16 protein-coding genes are annotated in these 22,187 nt (G+C 33.4%); 10 read left to right on the plus strand and 6 right to left on the minus strand.

What is annotated here, in order from left to right:
• Positions 1-24: 24 nt before the first annotated feature.
• Together carB and rpmH are read right to left on the minus strand one after the other, a co-directional pair.
• Entirely contained in the window at positions 25-2,877 is a 2,853-nt protein-coding gene (gene carB, locus C8N27_RS08340) for a carbamoyl-phosphate synthase large subunit (protein ID WP_121146994.1), read from the minus strand.
• 103 nt (positions 2,878-2,980) lie between these two features.
• Positions 2,981-3,142 (minus strand): 50S ribosomal protein L34, encoded by a 162-nt coding sequence (gene rpmH, locus C8N27_RS08345; RefSeq protein ID WP_028891113.1) that lies wholly within the window; start codon positions 3,140-3,142, stop codon positions 2,981-2,983.
• Between the two features lie 229 nt (positions 3,143-3,371).
• Between rpmH and C8N27_RS08350 the strand changes: the two genes are divergently transcribed.
• The 3 genes from C8N27_RS08350 (at position 3,372) to C8N27_RS08360 (ending at position 9,633) form a co-directional block, all read left to right on the plus strand.
• Positions 3,372-4,991, plus strand: a complete 1,620-nt coding sequence (locus C8N27_RS08350; RefSeq protein ID WP_121146995.1) for a CTP synthase — start codon at positions 3,372-3,374, stop codon at positions 4,989-4,991.
• A 194-nt stretch (positions 4,992-5,185) separates the two neighbouring features.
• On the plus strand, positions 5,186-7,060 hold the full coding sequence (gene yidC / locus C8N27_RS08355; RefSeq protein ID WP_121146996.1) for a membrane protein insertase YidC: 1,875 nt from the start codon (positions 5,186-5,188) through the stop codon (positions 7,058-7,060).
• 125 nt (positions 7,061-7,185) lie between these two features.
• Entirely contained in the window at positions 7,186-9,633 is a 2,448-nt protein-coding gene (locus C8N27_RS08360) for a TonB-dependent receptor (protein WP_121146997.1), read from the plus strand.
• Between the two features lie 155 nt (positions 9,634-9,788).
• On the opposite strand, the gene C8N27_RS15920 is transcribed toward C8N27_RS08360, so the two are convergent.
• Positions 9,789-9,965, minus strand: a complete 177-nt coding sequence (locus C8N27_RS15920) for a hypothetical protein (protein ID WP_164505156.1) — start codon at positions 9,963-9,965, stop codon at positions 9,789-9,791.
• A 145-nt stretch (positions 9,966-10,110) separates the two neighbouring features.
• On the opposite strand from C8N27_RS15920, the gene fumC reads away from it, so the two are divergent.
• A complete protein-coding gene (gene fumC, locus C8N27_RS08365; RefSeq protein ID WP_121146998.1) occupies positions 10,111-11,511 on the plus strand; it encodes a class II fumarate hydratase in 1,401 nt (466 codons plus the stop codon).
• Positions 11,512-11,584: 73 nt separating this feature from the next.
• Here the strand turns inward: fumC and C8N27_RS08370 are convergent, their stop codons facing one another.
• A complete protein-coding gene (locus tag C8N27_RS08370) occupies positions 11,585-11,833 on the minus strand; it encodes a hypothetical protein (RefSeq protein ID WP_121146999.1) in 249 nt (82 codons plus the stop codon).
• Between the two features lie 424 nt (positions 11,834-12,257).
• Between C8N27_RS08370 and C8N27_RS08375 the strand changes: the two genes are divergently transcribed.
• On the plus strand, positions 12,258-15,446 hold the full coding sequence (locus C8N27_RS08375; protein WP_167444739.1) for a LodA/GoxA family CTQ-dependent oxidase: 3,189 nt from the start codon (positions 12,258-12,260) through the stop codon (positions 15,444-15,446).
• A gap of 5 nt (positions 15,447-15,451) precedes the next feature.
• Positions 15,452-16,591 (plus strand): NAD(P)/FAD-dependent oxidoreductase, encoded by a 1,140-nt coding sequence (locus C8N27_RS08380; protein WP_121147000.1) that lies wholly within the window; start codon positions 15,452-15,454, stop codon positions 16,589-16,591.
• Between the two features lie 213 nt (positions 16,592-16,804).
• Here the strand turns inward: C8N27_RS08380 and C8N27_RS08385 are convergent, their stop codons facing one another.
• The gene (locus C8N27_RS08385) at positions 16,805-18,310 is read right to left on the minus strand and encodes a hypothetical protein (protein WP_121147001.1); all 1,506 of its coding nucleotides are present in this window, start codon (positions 18,308-18,310) and stop codon (positions 16,805-16,807) included.
• A 218-nt stretch (positions 18,311-18,528) separates the two neighbouring features.
• Here C8N27_RS08385 and C8N27_RS08390 point away from each other — a divergent pair, with 218 nt between their 5' ends.
• Positions 18,529-19,002 carry a nucleoside deaminase gene (locus C8N27_RS08390; RefSeq protein WP_099214218.1) on the plus strand — a complete coding sequence of 158 codons (474 nt, stop codon included), beginning with the start codon at positions 18,529-18,531 and terminating at the stop codon, positions 19,000-19,002.
• 86 nt (positions 19,003-19,088) lie between these two features.
• Here C8N27_RS08390 and C8N27_RS08395 read toward each other — a convergent pair whose 3' ends face one another.
• Positions 19,089-19,298, minus strand: a complete 210-nt coding sequence (locus C8N27_RS08395; protein WP_099214217.1) for an SHOCT domain-containing protein — start codon at positions 19,296-19,298, stop codon at positions 19,089-19,091.
• Between the two features lie 139 nt (positions 19,299-19,437).
• Between C8N27_RS08395 and C8N27_RS08400 the strand changes: the two genes are divergently transcribed.
• From C8N27_RS08400 to C8N27_RS08410, 3 genes are all read left to right on the plus strand, one after another.
• Positions 19,438-20,430 carry a dienelactone hydrolase family protein gene (locus C8N27_RS08400; RefSeq protein WP_121147002.1) on the plus strand — a complete coding sequence of 331 codons (993 nt, stop codon included), beginning with the start codon at positions 19,438-19,440 and terminating at the stop codon, positions 20,428-20,430.
• Between the two features lie 168 nt (positions 20,431-20,598).
• A complete protein-coding gene (locus C8N27_RS08405) occupies positions 20,599-21,180 on the plus strand; it encodes a Crp/Fnr family transcriptional regulator (protein ID WP_099214215.1) in 582 nt (193 codons plus the stop codon).
• A gap of 66 nt (positions 21,181-21,246) precedes the next feature.
• Positions 21,247-21,870 carry an FMN-dependent NADH-azoreductase gene (locus C8N27_RS08410; protein WP_121147003.1) on the plus strand — a complete coding sequence of 208 codons (624 nt, stop codon included), beginning with the start codon at positions 21,247-21,249 and terminating at the stop codon, positions 21,868-21,870.
• Positions 21,871-22,187: the final 317 nt, after the last annotated feature.

Below are 22,187 nucleotides of genomic sequence, written 5' to 3' on the forward strand. Positions count from 1 at the left end.
ATCTATTTTAATTCTAAAACGCTTTTACTTACTCAAGTACATTTTACGTCTTGCGTACAAATCATAAAAGGCATCGTCTCTTAAACTTTCAATAAATAAGATACTTTCTCCAGTCGATTTCATTTCTGGTCCTAAGTTCTTATTTACATTCGGAAACTTATTAAAAGAGAATACAGGTTGCTTAATTGCAAAACCTTCTAACTGTGGATTGAAGTCAAAATCAGTCACTTTCTTCTCTCCTAACATCACCTTAGTAGCATAATTTACATAAGGTTCTTTATAAGCTTTTGCTATAAATGGAACCGTACGAGATGCACGTGGATTTGCTTCAATGATATATACTTTGTCATCTTTAATTGCAAACTGAATGTTAATTAATCCAACCGTATCAAGTGCTAAAGCAATTGTTTTAGTATACTCTCTAATTTGTTCTAATACTAGCTCTCCTAAGTTAAACGCTGGTAAGGTAGCATTTGAATCTCCTGAGTGAATTCCACAAGGCTCAATATGCTCCATAATTCCAATGATGTATACATTTTCACCATCACAAATTGCGTCAGCTTCTGCTTCAATTGCTCCTTCTAAGTAATGATCTAATAATAATTTGTTATTTGGAATCTTACGTAATAAGTCTACAACGTGCTCTAATAACTCTTCTTTATTAATCACAATTTTCATTCCCTGTCCTCCTAATACATATGATGGACGCACTAAAATTGGAAAATCTAATTCATCAGCTAAAGCTAAAGCTTCATCTGCATTTTCTGCTACTCCAAACTCAGGATAAGGAATATTGTTTTCTTTTAATAAGCTAGAGAAACTTCCACGATCTTCCGCTAAGTCTAACGCTTTATAACTAGTTCCTAAAATCGGAATTCCGTAACGCTCTATCTTTTCAGCTAATTTTAAAGCTGTTTGTCCTCCTAACTGAACTATAACTCCTTCTGGTTTCTCATGTTTAATGATATCGTAGATATGTTCCCAGAAAACTGGCTCGAAGTATAATTTATCTGCCGTATCAAAATCAGTTGAAACTGTTTCAGGGTTACAGTTAATCATAATAGTTTCGTAACCACATTCTTTCGCTGCATAAACACCGTGAACACAACAGTAATCAAACTCAATTCCTTGACCGATTCTGTTTGGTCCAGAACCTAATACTATCACTTTTTTCTTATCAGAAACTACACTTTCATTTGACACAGAAACTTCACCTTCTGCTGTTTCAATTTCACTTTCAAATGTTGAATAGTAGTAAGGTGTTTCTGCTTTAAACTCAGCAGCACAAGTATCTACTAACTTGTATACACGCTTTATTTTTAATTCTTCACGCTTTTTATACACTTCACTTTCTAAGCACCCTAACATGTGAGCGATTTGACGATCACCATATCCTTTTTGCTTAGCCTCTAATAATAGCTCTCTATCAAGAGTATCAATTGTATATGTAGAAATTTCTTTCTCTAACATATATAACTCTTCATATTGACGTAAATACCACATATCAATCTTAGTAATTGCGTGGATTTTACTCAACGGAATTCCCATTTGAATTGCATCATAAATAGCAAATACTCTATCCCAAGAAGCGTACTTTAATTTGTCTATAATCTGGTTATAGTCTTTATAACCTTTACCATCTGCTCCAATTCCGTTACGTTTAATTTCTAACGATTGTGTTGCTTTATGTAATGCTTCTTGGAACGAACGTCCAATTCCCATTACTTCTCCAACCGCTTTCATCTGTAAACCTAACGTTCTGTCAGAACCTTCAAACTTGTCAAAGTTCCAACGAGGTATTTTTACGATTACATAATCTAATGTTGGCTCAAATAAAGCTGAAGTAGACTTAGTAATTTGGTTGTCTAATTCATCTAAAGTATAACCTGTTGCTAATTTCGCAGCAATCTTTGCAATTGGATACCCAGTTGCTTTTGATGCTAATGCTGATGAACGAGATACACGTGGGTTAATCTCAATCGCAATAATATCTTCTTTCTCGTCTGGTGAAACCGCAAACTGAACGTTACATCCTCCTGCAAACTCACCAATAGAACGCATCATTTTAATTGCCATGTCACGCATTTTTTGGAACGTTTTGTCCGATAATGTCATGGCTGGAGCTACTGTAATAGAATCTCCTGTATGGATTCCCATTGGATCCATATTCTCGATAGAACAGATAATTACAACGTTATCATTATCATCACGTAATAATTCTAACTCGTATTCTTTCCATCCCATCATTGCCTTATCAATCATTACCTCATGAATTGGAGAAATCTCTAATCCTCTTGATAATGATTCTTCAAACTCTTTTTCATCATATACGATAGATGCTCCTGCTCCTCCTAAAGTAAATGAAGCTCTAATACATAATGGAAATCCGAATTCTTGTGCTATCTCTTTTCCTTTTAAGAATGATGTTGCAGTAGCTTGAGGTGCCATTGGCACGCCAATTTCTTCCATTAATAAACGAAACTTATCTCTATCTTCTGTAATATTAATAGCATCAATATCTACTCCTATAATTTCAACATCAAAGTCTTCCCAAATCCCTTTTTCGTCAGCTTCAATACAAAGGTTTAATGCAGTTTGTCCTCCCATAGTAGGTAAAACAGCATCAATCTGTGGGTGTTCTTTTAAAATTTGAACAATAGACTTCGTATTAAGTGGCAACAAGTATACATGATCAGCCATCGAAGGGTCTGTCATAATTGTTGCAGGGTTTGAATTAATTAAGATGGTTTCAATTCCATCTTCTCTCAAAGATCTTAACGCTTGAGATCCTGAATAATCAAATTCACATGCTTGACCAATAACAATTGGCCCAGATCCAATAATTAAAATTGATTTAAGGTCTTGTCTTTTAGGCATTTTAGTTTGTGTTGTGTTGTGATGTAAAAATAAAAATTGTTTGGTTATAAAAAAAGGCGATACTTAATAGTAACGCCTTTAAAATATTAACAATAGTTAATCATTATTTCTTTGGTCTAGATTCAGATGAAACAGACAATTTCTTTCTTCCTTTTGCTCTTCTTCTAGCTAATACTTTACGTCCATTAGCAGAAGCCATTCTTTCGCGGAAACCGTGTTTGTTTCTTCTTTTTCTCTTCGATGGTTGGTACGTTCTTTTACTCATTACAGTATATCTTAAATATCTTCTTTAAAAATGTTTTGCTTTTGTGAAATTCCGTCTGCTAAAAGCGTGGGCAAATATACAACAGTTTTTCAGTCTGACAAACCCTTATTTTATTTTTTTTAAAAAAAAGTTTGTTTGGCAAACATACATAATTTTTCTGTACGTTTTTTCTCTTTTTTATTTGTTGTAATTGCCAGACTTCTTACTTTTGCGCAAACCTAACAGTACCATGAACAACACAAAATACGTTTTTGTAACCGGAGGCGTAACTTCATCACTAGGGAAGGGAATTATAGCCGCTTCTTTAGCCAAATTATTACAAGAAAGAGGATACTCAGTAACCATTCAAAAGTTAGATCCATATATTAATATAGATCCAGGAACATTAAACCCATATGAACATGGAGAATGTTATGTTACCGATGATGGTGCTGAAACCGACTTAGATTTAGGACACTATGAACGTTATTTAAACATTCCTACTTCACAAGCTAACAATGTTACCACAGGAAGAATATATCAATCTGTAATAAACAAAGAGCGTAAAGGAGAGTTTTTAGGAAAAACCGTTCAAGTTATTCCTCATATTACTGATGAAATTAAAAACAGAATCCAAATTTTAGGTAATACAGGTGATTATGATATCGTAATTACTGAAATTGGAGGAACCGTTGGTGATATTGAATCTTTACCGTATATAGAAGCTGTTCGTCAATTACAATGGGATTTAGGAGAAGATAACGCAATTGTTATACACCTAACTTTAGTTCCTTATTTAGCAGCTGCTGGTGAATTAAAAACGAAGCCTACACAACACTCTGTAAAAACATTAATGCAAAGTGGTGTAAAACCTGACATTTTAGTATGTCGTTCAGAGCATGAAATCTCAGATGATATTAAACGTAAACTAGCCTTATTTTGTAATGTTAAGAAGCAAAATGTAATTCAATCATTAGATGCTGAGACTATTTACGATGTTCCTAACTTAATGTTTAAAGAGGGGTTAGATTATGTAGTTTTAGATAAGTTAAATTTATCTACACGTAAACAGCCTAACTTAAAAACATGGAATAAGTTCTTAGAACGTCATAAAAACCCAACTTCTTCTGTTGAAATTGGTTTAGTAGGAAAATATGTTGAGTTACACGACTCTTATAAGTCAATTACCGAAGCATTTATCCATGCAGGAGCTGCAGCTACCAATAAAACAAAAGTTAACGTTCGTTGGATTCACTCTGAAGAACTAACTCCTGAGAATGCTGCTAAACAGCTAGAAGGATTAAACGGTGTATTAGTTGCCCCAGGATTTGGTGATAGAGGAATTGAAGGTAAAATTGCAGCAGTACAATACGTACGTGAAAACAACATACCTTTCTTAGGTATTTGTTTAGGAATGCAAATGGCTGTTATCGAATTTGCAAGAAACGTGTTAGGACTTAAAGAAGCTAACTCTACTGAAATGAACCCTGAAGTAGCACACCCAGTAATTAACTTAATGGAAGAGCAAAAAAATGTTACTGAAAAAGGAGGAACAATGCGTTTAGGTGCTTGGGATTGTCAACTAACACAAGATTCTAAAGTTTTTCAAGCATATAAAGAAGAATTAATAAGTGAGCGTCATCGTCATAGATACGAATACAATAACGATTATAAAGAGCAATTAGAAAATGCTGGTATGAAAACAGCGGGTATTAACCCTAAAACAGGTTTAGTAGAAATTGTTGAAATCGATTCGCATCCTTGGTTTGTTGGAGTTCAATATCATCCAGAATACAAGAGTACCGTATTAAATCCACACCCGTTGTTTGTAAGCTTTATCAAAGCAGCTTTAAAACAATCAAAAAAATAAGTTAAAAATCCTGTAACTAAAATTACAGGATTTTTTTTGACATATAAAAATTGGAACACTGTTTGAACTACCATTACTAACAAAATTATTCACTGTAAAACCTCAAAAAAACTATAGGGTTTTACTACCTTTGTCCGGTTTTTCAGCTTTTAAGAAAAACTTTAAATGACAAGTTGACATTTTAACATATATCAATGGAACAAAAAAAATTTGATTTAAATTCCTTTATAGGAATGCTTTTATTAGGAGGAATTATGCTTTGGTGGATGAACACACAAAAGCCGGAAGAAACTCCTGAAGCTACTACCCAGACAGAGCAAACTACTGATGCTACAACAACCAACACTCAAAACAATTTAACTGATAATGTCGTAGTAAACGACTCGTTACAACAAATTGCTTTACAAAATAAGTTTGGTGCTTTTGCATACGGAGCCTCTAAAAGCCAAGAGGGAAATACTACACTTGAAAATGATCTTGTAAAGTTAACTATCGACAATAAAGGTGGACAGATTATAGAAGCTTTAGTTAAAAACTATAAAACACACGATTCATTACCTCTTTATTTAGTAAAAGATAATAATGCTTCTTTTAACATTAACTTTGGAACTACTGATAACCGAATTTTAAATACTAAAGATTTACTATTTACTCCTACCCTTACAAAAAATGGAGACACTCAGGTACTTTCTATGAAATTAAAAGTTTCTGAAGCTAAGTTTTTAGAGTATCGTTACGAAATGAAGGAAGGAGATTACCGAGTAGGTTTTGCTGTTCGTTCACAAGGATTAAACAATACTATTAATAGTTCTCAAGAAATTAATTTAGATTGGAGTTTAAAAGGTTTTAGACATGAAAAAAGTTTAAAAACTGAAAACATGTACTCTTATTATTATTACAAAGCCGATGATGAAGTAGAATACTTACAAATGAATGATGATGAAGTTGTTAGTGATATTGATTGGGTTGCATACAAACAACACTTCTTCTCTTCTATTTTAACATCAGACACACCATTTAGTAATGCTACTTTGAAATCTGTTGACTTTGCAGGTGAAGATAAAGATAGTGTATACACTAAAACCTACGGATTAAAAACTCCGTTAGCTTTAACAAATGGAGAGTTAAATTATAACATGCAATGGTTTTACGGACCAACTGATTATAATTTATTAAAGTCTTACAAAGGAACTAGTTTAGATGAAGTTGCTGATTTAGGTTGGGGAATTTTTGGTTTCTTAAACCGTACTATATTCTATCCGGTATTTAATATGTTAAAAGGATTTATTGGTAACTACGGATTAATCATCATTTTAATGACAATAGTAGTGCGTATAATCATGTCTCCAGTATTATACAAATCATACTTATCAAGTGCTAAAATGAAGGTGATTCGTCCAGAAATGGAAGAAATCAATAAAAAATACCCAGGAAAAGAAAACGCTATGAAGCGTCAACAAGAAATCATGGCGGTGCAGCGAAAAGCTGGAGTGAGTATGATGTCGGGTTGTATACCTGCATTAATGCAAATGCCTGTATTCTTTGCTTTATTCAAATTCTTCCCTACGAATATTGACTTCCGTCAAAAGAGTTTCTTATGGGCTAATGATTTATCATCTTATGATACTATTTTTAAATTACCATTTAAAATTCCTTTCTATGGAGACCACGTAAGCTTATTTCCAATTTTAGCTTCTGTAGCCATTTTCTTCTATATGAAAATGAACCAAAGCCAACAAGCTAACATGCAAGCACCTACTCAAGAAGGAATGCCTGATATGAGTAAGATGATGAAATGGATGATTTACTTCTCTCCTATTATGATGTTATTCTTCTTTAACAACTATGCTAGTGGATTAAGTTTATACTACTTTATCTCAAACTTACTAACCATCATAATTATGTTTGTTATTAAGAACTATGTTATTGATGAAGCTAAGATTCATGCTAAAATTGAAGAGAACAAAAAGAAGCCTGTTAAAAAGAGTAAATTCCGTGAGCGTTTAGATGCTGCCATGAAGCAAGCTCAAGAACAACAAGCTGCCCAACAACGTGCTAAGAAGAAATAATTTTCTATATATTTAAAAGAAAAGGATGCTAAAAAGCATCCTTTTTTTATTTAACATTCTTTTAACTAAACCCCATTAAACCTTTGGGGAAATTTGCTGTCAAACAAGCTTTATAAATCAATATAATGAAGAAAATTACACTACTTATTTTACTAATTAGTTTTACGGCTGTTGCACAGCGTGCTACAAAAGGTATAGCTTCTAAAATTACCTTAACTGGTAAAGTATTAGAAACAAACTCTAAACAACCTCTAGAGTACGCAACTTTAGTACTAACAAACACTAATACAAAACAAATTATTGGAGGAGTTACTGATGCTAATGGAAGCTTCTCTATTGATGCTTCATCTGGCACATATGATATAAAGGTTGAATTTATAGGCTTTAAAACTAAAAGTTTAGGAAATCATATTTTAACTGAAAATAAGAGCTTAGGAACTATTTTACTTTCAGAAGATGCAGAAACATTGGAAGAAGTTGAAATTATTGCTGAAAAATCTACTGTTGAAATTCGTTTAGATAAAAAGATTTACAATGTTGGTAAAGACATGACTATTAAAGGTGGTAATGCCTCTGATGTACTAGACAACGTTCCATCAGTAAATGTAGATGCTGAAGGAGCTGTAAGTTTACGAGGTAACGAAAACGTACGTATTTTAATTGATGGAAAACCTTCAGCTTTAGTAGGTTTAAGTGGTACAGATGCCTTACGTAACTTACCTGCCGACGCCATTGAAAAAGTAGAGGTTATCACCTCACCATCAGCACGTTATGATGCTGAAGGAACTGCTGGTATTTTAAATATTATTTTACGAAAAGGAAAAATTACTGGTTTGAATGGTTCGTTTAACACTACAATAGGATATCCTGAGCAACTAGGAATTGGTGGTAATATAAACTATAGAACAAAAAAAATAAACCTTTTCACTAACCTAGGTTATAATTTTAGAAAAGGGCCCGGAAACTCTCAAAGCAATTTCACAAACTTTGATAACAGTGGTGCAATCTCTGATTATAGATTTGAGGATAGAACGTTTGATAGAAAAAACAATAACTATAACGGATCAATCGGTTTAGAATATTATCTTAATAAAAATAGCTCTATAACTGGTTCATTTTTCTATAGAAAAAATAATGGAAATGATATAGCTACCAATATAACTAAGATTTTTGACGCTAATAAAACCCTACAAAATTCTACCACTAGGGTTGAAGATGAAAATGAAGATGGTGTAGACAAACAATATTCTTTAAACTACACAAATAATTTTGACGGAAAAGGTCAAAAATTAACAGTTGATTTACAGTATGGAGACAGTAATGATGAAGAGTACTCTCCTATTACTGAAAATGGAAACCTAAAAGAATTAAACTCACAAGAAACAAAATCTAAAACAAGATTATTACAAATAGATTATGTGTTACCTATTGGAGAAAAAAGTCAATTTGAAATTGGTCACAAAGCAGATTTACAAGATATTTTCTCCGACTTTCAGCAAAGAGATGAAAATGGTGTCTTACAAACTGATATTTCCAATGCTATAGACTTTAAACAATATATTTATGCCTTCTATTCACAATATGGTAGTAAAATAAATAAGTTTTCATATTTACTTGGCTTGAGAACAGAAATAACCAATGTAGACCTAACATTACTAAATACTAATGAGTTTACAGACAAAAACTATACAAAATGGTTCCCAACAATAAATTTAGGTTACGAACTTAACGATAATGAGAATATTACTTTAGGATATGCTCGTAGAATTAGAAGACCAAGAAGTTGGTTTATCAATCCTTTTGAAAGTAGAAGTTCTGCTACGAGTGTTTTTAGAGGAAATCCAGACTTAAACCCTGCTTATACTGGTTCTTTTGACTTAGGGTATAATACGAGAATTAGTAAGTTTAACTTAGGAGCTTCTTTATATTATCAACGTTCTACTGACGTTATTCAAGTAACCAGTAGTATAGAAAATAGAGATGTTAATAATGATGGTAATTTTATTCCTGTTACTGTTAGAACCCCTTTAAATCTGAATGGAGAAAGTAGATATGGATTCGAATTTACTTCAAACTATAGTCCAACAAAAAAAATACGTTTAACAGCTTCTTTTAATTACTTTAAATTTAATACTGACGCTTTTGAAGGAGATGGTACAATATTTCCCTTAGCAGAAGTTAATGAAAGTAGTTGGTTTGCTAGATTAAACTCTAGAATTACCTTGCCTGCAAAAATTCAATGGCAAACTCGTTTAATGTATCGTGGACCGCAAGCCAACGCACAAGGAACAAGAGATAAATTATTTATGGCTAATCTATCTTTTAGCAAAGATTTATTTAAAGATAAAGCTACACTAGTTTTCAATGTGAGAGACTTATTTAATTCAAGAAAAAGAGAAAGTATTACTAACTTGTATGACTCTAACGGTAATTTAATATCTATTTTAGATGGTACTTTTCAATGGAGAGAACGTCAAATATCATTAAATTTTACATATCGATTTAATCAAAAGAAAAAACGTGAACGTTCAGGTCGTAATGGTGACTTTGACGGAGGTGGTGAAGGGTTTTAATTCTAAACTACAATAAATAATACTTAATAAAAAGGAGAACTGTAAAAACAGTTCTCCTTTTTATTTACATTAAGAATTCAATAAAATTAGAATATAACTCGCATAAAAAAACCACGCCTACAAGCGTGGTTCTTAAATATATTGTATCAAAAAGCTTACTTACCTTCCTCAGCAGCTTTTTTAGCTTCTCTTTTTAACTTCATGTTTTCCCAGATAGTTCCACCAATCCAGTAAGGAACTACAAATGTTAATAAGAAAATTAACAGCCAAAATCCAGCTGTAAAAATAAACATGAATAATACCAATCCTGAGAATTCTGAAAAATCTAACATTTGTTTCTTATTAATAATTGTTATGCCACAAAATTATAACTATTTTTCTTTTCCTCCAATAAAATCTGATAAAAATCACTATTAAAAACTATTAGAATTTGTAATTTTGGACATCATTAATTTTAAGCATTTTAAATCATTCCAAATGACAAAATATAGAATTGAGAAAGATACAATGGGACAGGTAGAAGTTCCAGCTGATAAATATTGGGGAGCACAAACCGAGCGTTCTCGTAATAACTTTAAAATTGGTCCTGCTGCCTCTATGCCATTAGAAGTAGTATACGGATTTGCATACTTAAAAAAAGCAGCAGCTTACACTAATGCAGAATTAGGTGTATTAGCTACTGAAAAGCGTGATTTAATCGCACAAGTATGTGATGAAATTTTAGCTGGAAAGCACAACGACCAATTCCCATTAGTAATCTGGCAAACAGGTTCTGGTACACAGTCGAACATGAATGTAAACGAAGTTATTGCTAACCGTGCACACGAAATTGCAGGAAATGTAATTGGTGAAGGTGAAAAAACTATTCAACCAAACGATGATGTAAACAAATCACAATCATCTAACGATACGTTCCCTACAGGAATGCACATTGCAGCCTACAAAAAAATTGTAGAAGTAACTATTCCTGGTGTAGAGCAGTTACGCGACACGTTACAAGCTAAATCAGAAGCTTTTAAAGATGTAGTTAAAATTGGACGTACACACTTAATGGATGCTACTCCCCTAACCTTAGGGCAAGAGTTTTCTGGATATGTTGCGCAATTAAACTTTGGATTAAAAGCCTTAAAGAATACCTTAGCACACTTAGCGCAATTAGCTTTAGGTGGAACTGCTGTTGGAACAGGATTAAACACTCCAGCTGGTTACGATGTATTAGTTGCTAAGTATATCGCTGAGTTTACAGGATTACCATTTGTAACTGCTGAAAATAAATTTGAAGCCTTGGCTGCTCACGATGCGTTAGTAGAAACTCACGGAGCCTTAAAGCAATTAGCAGTATCTTTAAATAAAATAGCGAATGATATTCGTTTAATGGCTTCAGGACCACGCTCAGGAATTGGTGAAATTATTATTCCTGCAAACGAACCTGGTTCTTCTATCATGCCAGGAAAAGTAAATCCAACACAAGCAGAAGCTATTACAATGGTATGTGCACAAGTTATGGGTAACGATGTTGCAGTAACTGTTGGTGGAACACAAGGACACTATGAGTTAAATGTGTTTAAACCTATGATGGCGGCTAACGTATTACAATCAGCTCAATTAATTGGAGATGCTTGTGTGTCATTCGATGTAAACTGCGCTGCTGGTATTGAACCAAACCAAACAAGAATTACTGAGTTATTAAACAACTCATTAATGTTAGTTACAGCATTAAATACCAAAATTGGATATTACAAAGCTGCTGAGATTGCAAACACTGCACATGCTAACGGAACTACTTTAAAAGAAGAAGCGGTACGTTTAGGATATGTAACTCCAGAGCAATATGACGAATGGGTTAAACCAGAAGACATGACAGGAAGTTTAAAATAATCACTTCTTGCATATAAACAAAAAACCACAACATTTAGTTGTGGTTTTTTGTTTAACGAACTTATAAAATAAATTATATCTCTTGATATGTATATGTTTTAGCTATTTCTTTTATTCTTTTAGGAGTAACAATTCCTTTTTGCACCTCATAATCTTCAGCTGTTTTTCTTGGTATACGAATAGCTCCGTTAGATAACTTTACAGTATATCCAAAATATTCGTTTATAAAATGTTCTTTATACGAACCTATTTTCTTATCAATTAAGCTAACCTGCTTAGTGATACCTATTACACCATTTTTATTTCTTTCTGTCTTAGTCATACTAATTTATTTAACTTTTAAGTAATTTCTCCTTTACAATTATTTTTATGCTTATAAACGCATAAATCACGATAATACACCAATTACGCTTATGCGTAGTGTACTCTTAGCTCAATCAAAAAAATAAAAGGAATATAGTAAGGATTACTTTTGCTTTTTCAAAGTTTGAAGGTACGGATAACTAATAGCTCTACAAAAAAATAGCCTTATTATATAAAAAATATTTCTATCCTTCATCGCTGTATTAAGCTATCAACTACTAATTGTTTCTAATAATAGTGAATCTTTATGAGGATCCTCTCAAATCAAAATACCAACAATTAATACCCAAAAACTAAACGCTTAAGAATTTCTTAAAACCAACTCTAACTTATATTCCTTATTTTTAAAGGTATATAATGTCAAACTTAAACTAACCAAAAAAATGACAAACCCCTCACAAGACAAATCTTCATCATGCTGGAACTGCGATGGAGACATTACCCAAGTTACACAACGTTTAAAAGAAATGTTTGTAGAAATGGGGCAAAAAACACGCATTGAAAATGGGCAACAACCTGCCGAAAGAGCGGTATTTAGAAAACAACACGGTATAGCTTACGGTCGTTTTGTTGTAAACAAAGACATTGAAGAAAAGTTCAAAATCGGAATTTTTGCAGGTAACGCTTACGAATGTGCTGTTCGTTTTTCAAGTGATACGGGACCAACTTCTCCCGATTTACACTCTACTTTAGGTGTAGGTTTAAAACTCTTCGGTGTAGATGGACCTAAACTATTAGGAGATGGTACCAATGCTGATTTTATCTTTCAAAACATCGACCGTTTTTTTGCACGAGACGCACAACAAATGTGTAGTTTTACCACTGCTGGTGTTATTGACCATGATTATGATTCTTACATAGCAAAACATCCTGAATTAGCGAGTATTTTACAGGCAATGACCAAAGAAGAAGCTAGTGTATTAAGTGCTAGCTACTGGGCGATTCTTCCCTTTAAATTAGGCGATTCTCAAATTGTAAAATATCGTTTGGTTCCTGAAGACACCTATAAAGGAACTCCTTTTAATGATAACAATTACTTAGGTATCGACTTACAACAGCGTTTGTTAACCAAAGAAGCTACTTTCCGTTTCGAAATACAATTGCGTACCAACTATGCTACCATGCCGTTAGATGACGCACAAGTAGTATGGAGTACAGAAGAGAGTCCGTATATATGTATTGCTAAATTACATTTACCTCAACAAGATGTGGATAGTATTGGGCAAGCAGAGTTTGGAAGCAACTTAGCCTTTAATATTTGGAGAACCTTACCTCAACACGAACCATTAGGATCTATTGCACAAGCAAGAAAAGTAGTATATGCAGCAAGTGCAGAAGCAAGACATCAAGCTAACGGACAACAACTACAAGAACCCAAAGAAATCAATCCACAGTTTGAAGGTAACACCGATGAAAATAGTGACTGTATTGTAAAAGCAGGTATCTACCCTCCTATTGGCGTGATGCGTGTAGGAAATAGTGAAAATGAATACTTTATTGGTCCGTTAGTTGACAATCCTGAACCTCAAACCGACCCTTATGCATATAGAGATAAAACAGGTGCCTTAAAAAGACAAGCAGCACAGTTTAGAATTTACGGATTCAATGCTGCAGGAAAAGCAGTAAAAGAATTAACTGCTGAAAATGCCAAAATAACCTGGCATAGCCATTTAGCCAATCAAAAATCATCTTGGTATCAGTTTAACATTGCCTTAGATATTCCTGAAGCGGCCGATATGCCACCTTCTATGTTACGTAATATTGATGTAAAAGACCGTAACTCATTATTAATTGACGGTGGAGCAAAGTCTATTACTGGAACCAATGTTACCGAAGGTCCTTTCTTTGAAGGTGAATTTCTTTCTAAAAAAGTGTACTTAGGTGAAATGCGTACCGATGAAAAAGGACGTTTAGTGATGTTAGGTGGACACGGAAAATCGGAAAACATCAACGGTGATATCGCTATTACTTTTGCAAATAACGAAGGATGGCACGATGATATTTCAGACGGTCCTGTTACTGCGGAAGTTGAATATGAAGGTGTAAAATTAAAAGTAGACCCTGCGTGGGTTATTTGTGCTCCACCAGATTATGCACCGATGCAAAAATCGGTACGTACTATGTGGGATTTAATGCGTGATGTAGCTGTAAAATCTAAAATGTTAGTACGTCCTACTAGACCATCGTTTACCAAAGATATTTTACCAATCTTCCAACGTATGACTGACTTACAATGGGTAAATGCAGGTTTTGCAGGAGCTTTTGGTTTTGGAGGTCAGTTTGATTATACCACAAACGAATGGATAAAGCGATTAGGAAATCCGTCGCCTGCCTATATGGAAATGCGAAGAACCATTTCTAACAACTTCCGTCGTTTTGATGTGTCTGGAGCAGAAGCACCTCAACTATGGCCTTGGTTGTATGGTGATGCAATTAGTATTCCTTCCACAGGATCTGTACGTCAACATGCTACGTTATCTGATTTACAATTAGAATTTTTAGACCAATGGGTTGAAGGTGATTTTGATGCCGATTATGTTGATATGACCGGATGCCCACACACACCTAAACCACCAACAATAGATGAACTTCCTGTTGCTGAACAGCCTGATATGTTAACCAAAGCTGCTATGGAATTCTGTTTAGCTGATGCCTTTCATCCTGGTTGTGAAATGACTTGGCCTATGCGCTCGTCAGGAATCTATATGGCACCTTTTAGAATTAAACATGCACCTAAAACACCGCCTGTTAATACTACATATTATGGCTCGATGATGAATAACGATATATTACCATTAGCGAAAGGTCCTATTTTAGGCGGACAAGTAGCTGGGGGAATTACACGTTGGATGGCAATACCTTGGCAAACTGATACAGCAAGTTGTAGAGATGGATACACTAGTGAGTATGATCCGTATTTACCAACGTTTTGGCCTGCGAGAGTGCCGAATAACATCTTAAACGAAAAGCGTTATAAAGAAACGATGGATACTAATTTATCAGAAGAAACCCGTATTCAAGCCTTTAATTTCCGTTCAGATTGGTTAGATAATCTTCCCTTAGATGGTGAAGCACCAACTTATACGAATCAAATTAATAGTATGATTAAGTATTTTGATAAGTTAGCGGTGGTTCAAAAGCGTCCGGGAGTTCAGCATGACCCAAATTTCCCTGAAGAAATGCAGGTGGGTATTACTCCTACTCCAGAACAAGAAGCTGCATTATTAAAAGCTACGATACAAGATTTACAAGGTGTTTTAACAGCTAAACGTACATTAAAGAAAGGAGTTCAAAATACAATAGATACAGCTGTAGAAAAACTATCACACGATAATTTATTAAACGAGCAATTTGTATTGGAAGATGCTCAGCGTAGTTTATTAAGCTTAACGGAAGATGAACTAGAAAAAGACTTTAAAGCAACACCAAATGTTATTAAAACCATACATTTAATTGCTTCTAAGTTACACCACATGAAACAGTCTGATTCACATCAAGAAGCAGCTCCTAAAAGAGTTGAAGTGGGTATACCTGAGAAGATGACACGTTTTTCAAGATATATTCCTAAATAATATAAATGTTGAAAGAATATAATAGTACAACAGACATACTTATTATAGGTGGTGGCATTGCAGGTTGCATTGCCGCCATTTCTTTAGTTAATTATTATAATGTTACCTTGCTAGATAAACTAGTTGAACCTGTTGATAGAATTGGGGAATCGCTAGCGCCTGCAGCACAACGAATTTTAAAAGAGTTAAATCTATTAGAAAACGAATCGGATACTGTAAAGCAAACCATATTTCGTAATAATTTAGGAATGCAATCTTATTGGGGAAGTAATCAAATTCATATTGTTGATCATATGAGAAACCCCGATGGGTTCTCTAGAAGTTTAGATCGAAAAGAGTTTGAAATTTATTTAAGAAAGGTTGCTATTGAAAGAGGTGTTGACTGTGTTTGGGGAACACGTCTTTCTAATACTTCTTACGAAGATAACTACTGGAAAATAATAACAAAGTCTGATGATTTAAAAAACAGAACTACACATACCATTCATGCTAAGTTTGTAATTGATGCTACTGGTAGGCAATCTCATTTCACAAAGAGCTTAGATATTAAACGTACACACTATGATAAGCTTATATCTTGTTGGATGAGCTTACCTAATACTCAAGAAAATACCATGAGTACCATTGTTGCTGATGAATTAGGTTGGTGGTATAGTGCTATAGTTCCTAACAACAAAAGAGTAATCGCTTTCCAAACAGATGCTGATTTAGTAGATAGAAATACCTTTAAACATCTTGATACCTTTTTAACGTTTACCAAACAACATAAACTTATTACTCCTTTAGTTAAAGAAAACGAAGCTAACATTAACTTTCATGGTACGGTAAGTGCCAATTCTACTCGTTTAGATCAGGTAGCTGGTAAACAATGGATAGCTTTGGGTGATGCTGCTATGAGTTTTGATCCACTTTCCTCACAAGGAATGTTTAACGCCATGGCAAATGCAATGCAACTACAAAAATTACTTATAAATATTGACTTTATTGAGGATTTACATCCTGATAAGATGGAACAATTCAATATATTATATAGTCAACAAGTACAACAGGTTTGGAATCATTACCTTAAGCATAAAAACTTCTTTTATAGTACTGAAACTCGATGGAAAGAAGCTCCTTTTTGGAAAAGGCGTAGTATTAGCTGATAATTTCCTAGCTTTTAGAACCAAGAAAAAAGACCGCTTTGCTGTTAGAGCAAAGATTTAGCTGTTTGTTTTTAGCTCCTCTACACCTTTTGGTTTCCAATCGTTGCCTTCTTCAGAGTAACTATAATTTCAGATAAAACATGCTAAAAAAAACCTCCCCAGTAACTAAAAATAGACTGGAGAGGCTTTTTTGTAAAGTCAATCTTAAAAACTTTACTTTAAACTGTTCTTCATAAAGTCTTCTACTTCTTGTTTCGCTTTAAGAGCTTCTACTTCATTAAATGTTTTTCCTTCTCCTCTTAATAAATAAGCATTAAAAACGTGACTTATATACAATGGTGATTTCTTATTTGTTGAAAAATTTACAGCATTATGGCAACTAAAGCAATTTGCTAAATTTTCAGCATCAATGTCTTTTAAACTACTTTTAAAAGTTTGTGTATACGTTTCCATGGTAACATTAGCACAGTTTACTGATCCTCTTGCTACCGAAGTACTATCAGGTGTTGCGTTTCCAATATCTCCTCCTAAACTATTTATTTTAGCTGTTTGCTGTTCAGGAGTCATTCCATCAGTATCAATCCAAAGAGAACCATTATAAAAGTAATTTTTCCATACATCGGTTAAGTTTTCCTTTACACAAAGATTAAGATTCTCTATGTTGTTAAAGTTTACAGGTTCTGATTGGCTTGTGTTCATAAAGTTTCCTACACTATCTCTTGGAACACCATACTTAAATAAATCGTACGCTTTATATGGTAGCTTAGCACTACCACTACTCCATACAATACCGTCAATTCCCGTAGTAGTTCCTTCAGCAAATAATAATTTATTGGTAGATGAAGATGCATTATTATCTTTCCAATTATAGTTTGGTGCTAAATCGTCATGTTCAAAAGTAGCCCAAATAAATTCTGGGTGATTCTCTACAATACCTACAACGTGCATTCCTAATAAAGCTACCTCAGTATTAGTATATGTTTCTCCATCTCTACTTAAGGCTGCTACTGTTGTATAATAGTTACCTATCTCTTCTTCAGCAATAGCAGTTACTGGTGTCCATGATACTTTTAACTCTAAAGAGCCCACCGGAAAAGATGCTTGATTATCTCCACTTAAAGTTCCGCTAACTATAGAATCTCTATACTTTCTTGATGCTTCTCTCATTGTAGGACTTATGTGAATTGAGTAAAATACTGTTTCTGAAACCCCATCTTCGTTATAAGCAGGGTTTGTTTTTAAAGTTCCACCCGATCCTGCTTGAGCAGTATCTACTAAAACCAAAGCAGCTCCTTCTTTTTGTTTTACATCTTGCATATGAGCTGTAACTTGGTGCATTTTCTTTGGGTTTAAAAACAACGGTAACGTTTCTCCTACGTATAAAGGAACTTCCTTTCCCTCCTGCTTTACTGCTAGTTTTTCTATTTGATATTCTGGTTTAGTTAGCCATAAAAACTTTTGCCAAGACCATTGATGAAAAATTGCATTGGTTGTGCTCGATACATCAAACGGACTTCCTTTTCCTTCTGAAGGGGCTGGGGTTTGTGTGTGAGGGAACCAATCACTTTCACATAAACTTTGGGTTGCTGTTTTATTGTAAGCTACTTCTTCTACTGGCTCTACAGCATCGTTTTCTTTTTTCTTCTTTTTACAAGAATTAAAAAATACAACACCCATTACAAGCATTGCATTTAAAATAAGTTTGGTTGTTAATTTCATGATTGATTAGTTTTTGATAATAGTTACAAATTAGCGAATATTTTAGTAGCTTATTAAAAAAGATGGCATAAACTCTTAAATTATAGTTATAAAAAGCTGTTTTTTGATGCCAAGTGTATATACCCTTTATGCCCTTACTTTAAAAAGTGTTTTATTTCGTAAATTGAATCAAAGAAAAGGCTTAGTTTTGTAACCCTTTTTTTATTAAAAACTAAACAATGAATACACACGAAGAATATATGAGTGAAGCTGTAAAAGCAGCTTTAAAAGGAATGCAAAATAACGAAGGAGGTCCTTTTGGTTGTATTGTAGTAAAAGATGGAGAAGTTATTGGGCGTGGTAACAACAAAGTTACCTCTACTAACGACCCTACAGCTCACGCAGAAGTAACTGCCATTCGTGATGCTTGTAAAAATATAGGTTCTTTTCAGTTAGATGGTTGTATTGTATATACTTCTTGCGAACCTTGCCCTATGTGTTTAGGAGCTATTTACTGGGCACGTCCTGATAAAGTTTTTTACGGTAGTAACCAACAAGATGCTGCTAACATTGGTTTTGATGATGAATTTATTTATAAAGAAATTCCGTTACCGTACGAAAAGAGAAGTATTCCGTTTGAGCAAATAGGGCGTGATATTGCCTTAGAGCCTTTCCAGAAATGGTCTGAGAAAGAAGATAAAATTGAGTATTAGAGTAAATAACCTCGAGACAATACCCTTTGGCGGTGCCAATAAAGTTCCCTTTGTAGTTTTTACAAAGGGTTTCTTTTTTATTACACTTAAGAATCTAATACTTTTTTAGCCTCTTCATATTCTTCTTTGGTGATTTCACCTTTTGCAAAACGTCTTTTAAGTATTTCTAACGGAGATTCTTTTTTTGTTACTTGGAATAAAGAACTGTAAAACAAGAAAAAGAATACTCCTATTACTATCCAAACAATCCACCATACAAAGTGCATTCCCCAAAAATGTCCGTCATGATAATGCATAACTATTTAGTTTTTATATTAAAACAACACTAAGTTACGGAATTATACAGCTGAATGCCAGTTTAATACAGTTTCAAATATAAGTTTTGCAACATGTCTTTTTCTTTTCAGTCTTTAATGTAAAATTAAAAAGATTTATATGAAACTACTTACACTATTATTATCGTTATGTATTTGTTCAACATCCTATAGTCAAAGAACAAAAGACTTAAATACTTTTAAACACCATTCTATAGTAACAAATAAAGACACCATTAACTATCATACATACGCTAAAAAAGATATTGAATCTACAAATGTTCTTCTCTTATATATTCAAGGATCAAAAGCAATGTCTCTATATCAAACAATGAAAGAAAATGGAAAAACGTATGTTGGAACAACATTGCCTCTTGATTTTAACCTTTTGCCTGATAATTATTTATTTGTCGTAATATCTAAAAAGGGTTTTCCTTTCTTAACAAAAATGGATGAGGAGTTTCCTGTTCCTAAATCATATTATGAAAACCAAACATTAGCGTATCGAACTCATCAAGCTAACCAAGTAATTAACAGTATAACTAAAAAGTATCCAAATAAATTCAAAAAAGTTATTGTTCTCGGACACTCTGAAGGGAGCGATGTTGTTGCTAAATTAGGAACTGTAAATAATAGTATAACTCATTTTGGGTATTTGTCTGGTGGAGGTAACACTCAGTTTATTGACTTTATTACATTTACTAGAAAGAAATTAGCTAAAGGCTTAATTAGTGAAAAAGAAGCACAAAGAGAGATTAGTTCAATATTAGAAGATTTTAAAAAAATAATGGCAAACCCTAATGCTACTGATAAATATTGGGCAGGTAAAAACAATAGTTATAAAAGATGGAGTTCTTTTTCTGAGCCACCAATTAACAATTTATTAAAAATTTCAAAGCCTCTATTTGTAGCTATTGGAACAAAAGATCAGGCTGTAGCTCCTGAGTCCGCTTACCTAATTCCAATAGAGTTTATTAGGAAACAGAAAAACAATTTAACATTCAAGGCTTATTCAGGTTTAGACCATGGTTTTGGAAAAGAACTAGAGAATGGAAAATATGAAAAGTATTGGAACGTTGTTTTTAAAGATTTTTTGAACTGGGTAAATCAATAATAAAAGAATATAAAACAGCTTTAAAACCTAGTATATTTTATTTTAACCTATACTAACAAAGAGCTTATAAAAAGCTTACCTTTTGTGGGTGATAAGTTTTCAGCTTTCGGGTTAAGAATAATAGCTTATCCAAAATAAAAAAAGAATAATATACTAGCAACAGCTTAAATGAAAAATCCACTAATTACATCAATTTCAAAATATATTAAGTTAACTTCTGAGGAAGAAAATATAATTAAAAGTTTTTGGACTGAAAAAACTCTTAAAAAAGGAGAATCTCTTTTAAGAAATGGTGATGTGTGTAGAACAGATAATTTTGTAATTAATGGAACTCTTAAAGCCTTTTATATAAATTCTGAAACTGGTGCTGAAGAAGTTTTATATTTTGCCATAGAAAATTGGTGGGCTACAGATATTGATAGCTTTCAAAAGCAACAACCTTCTATTTATAATATTCAAGCAATAGAAGAAACTGAATTGTTACAGATACGCTATGACTCTTTTCAAGAAATGCTAAAACAAATACCTAAGCTGGAGCGTTTTTTTAGAATTATACTTGAAAACTATCTTGGTAGCTTGCAAAGAAGAATTATTTATAACAATGTGTATGATGCAGAACAACGGTATCTTGATTTTATAAAGGACTACCCAAAAATATCAGGTAAAGTTCCTCAATACCTAATAGCCTCATACTTGGGAGTAACTGCTGAGTTTTTAAGCAGAATTCGTAAAAAACATAAATCATCTTAAACTAGGTCAATTTTTTTCATTTCTTCTACAACGACCTTTGCCATATCATGTAAACTATATTAAGATATGAACAAAGTACTTATCATCAACGCTAGTGTAAGAAACGAAAAATCGTATAGTAGGCAATTAACCCAACTCTTTGTAAAGAATTGGCAACAAAAGCATCCTAACGATACATTTTCATACCGAGAAGTTGGATTAAAAGAAATACCTTCCATCAATGAAAAATGGATTGCTAGTGCATTTATTAAGCCTGAAGACAGAACAGCTGAAAATCAATTAGGAGTTAACTTGAGCGATAAGCTAATTAAAGAGTTTAAAGAACACAATGTGTATGTTCTTGGAACACCTATGTACAATTGGTCTATACCAAGCGGATTAAAAGCTTACATAGATCAGCTTATGAGAATTAATGAAACATGGAAATTCCGCTCAGGAACACCAGATGGTGATTATGTTGGCTTACTGAAAAACAAAAAAATGTTTATTCTATCTAGCCGAGGAGATACTGGTTATGGTGAAAATGAAAAAAACGAGCACATGAACTTCCAAACTACTTATTTAAAGTTTGTTTTTGGAATTATGGGGATTAAAGATGTTTCTATAATTTCTTTAGATAATGAGGAGTTTGGAGGGACTATTTTTGAAAACTCTAAAAAGAAGATATATCAAGAAATTGAAGCTATTTAACCCACCATCAAAATGCTGTTAATACTTATGTTAACAGCGTTTTTTAATGCCTTCTTTATTTAACACAGTACCTAACAAACATTTTTCTACACACGCATCTATTTTTATCTTTTTACTTGTTTGGTGTTGCTCCCCTTAGGCAGTGAATGACACTCCCCTTAGGCGGGGAGTATCGTTCCCCTTACCGAGTGAGTGTCACTCCCCTTAGGCAAGGAGTGTCGTCCCGATTAGGCTTCGTGTGTTGACCCGATTAGGCTTCGTGTGTTGACCCGATTAGGCTTCGTGTGTTGACCCGATTAGGCTTCGTGTGTTGACCC

It is taken from the genome of Tenacibaculum discolor (genome assembly GCF_003664185.1).
GTDB classification, from domain to species: domain Bacteria; phylum Bacteroidota; class Bacteroidia; order Flavobacteriales; family Flavobacteriaceae; genus Polaribacter; species Polaribacter discolor.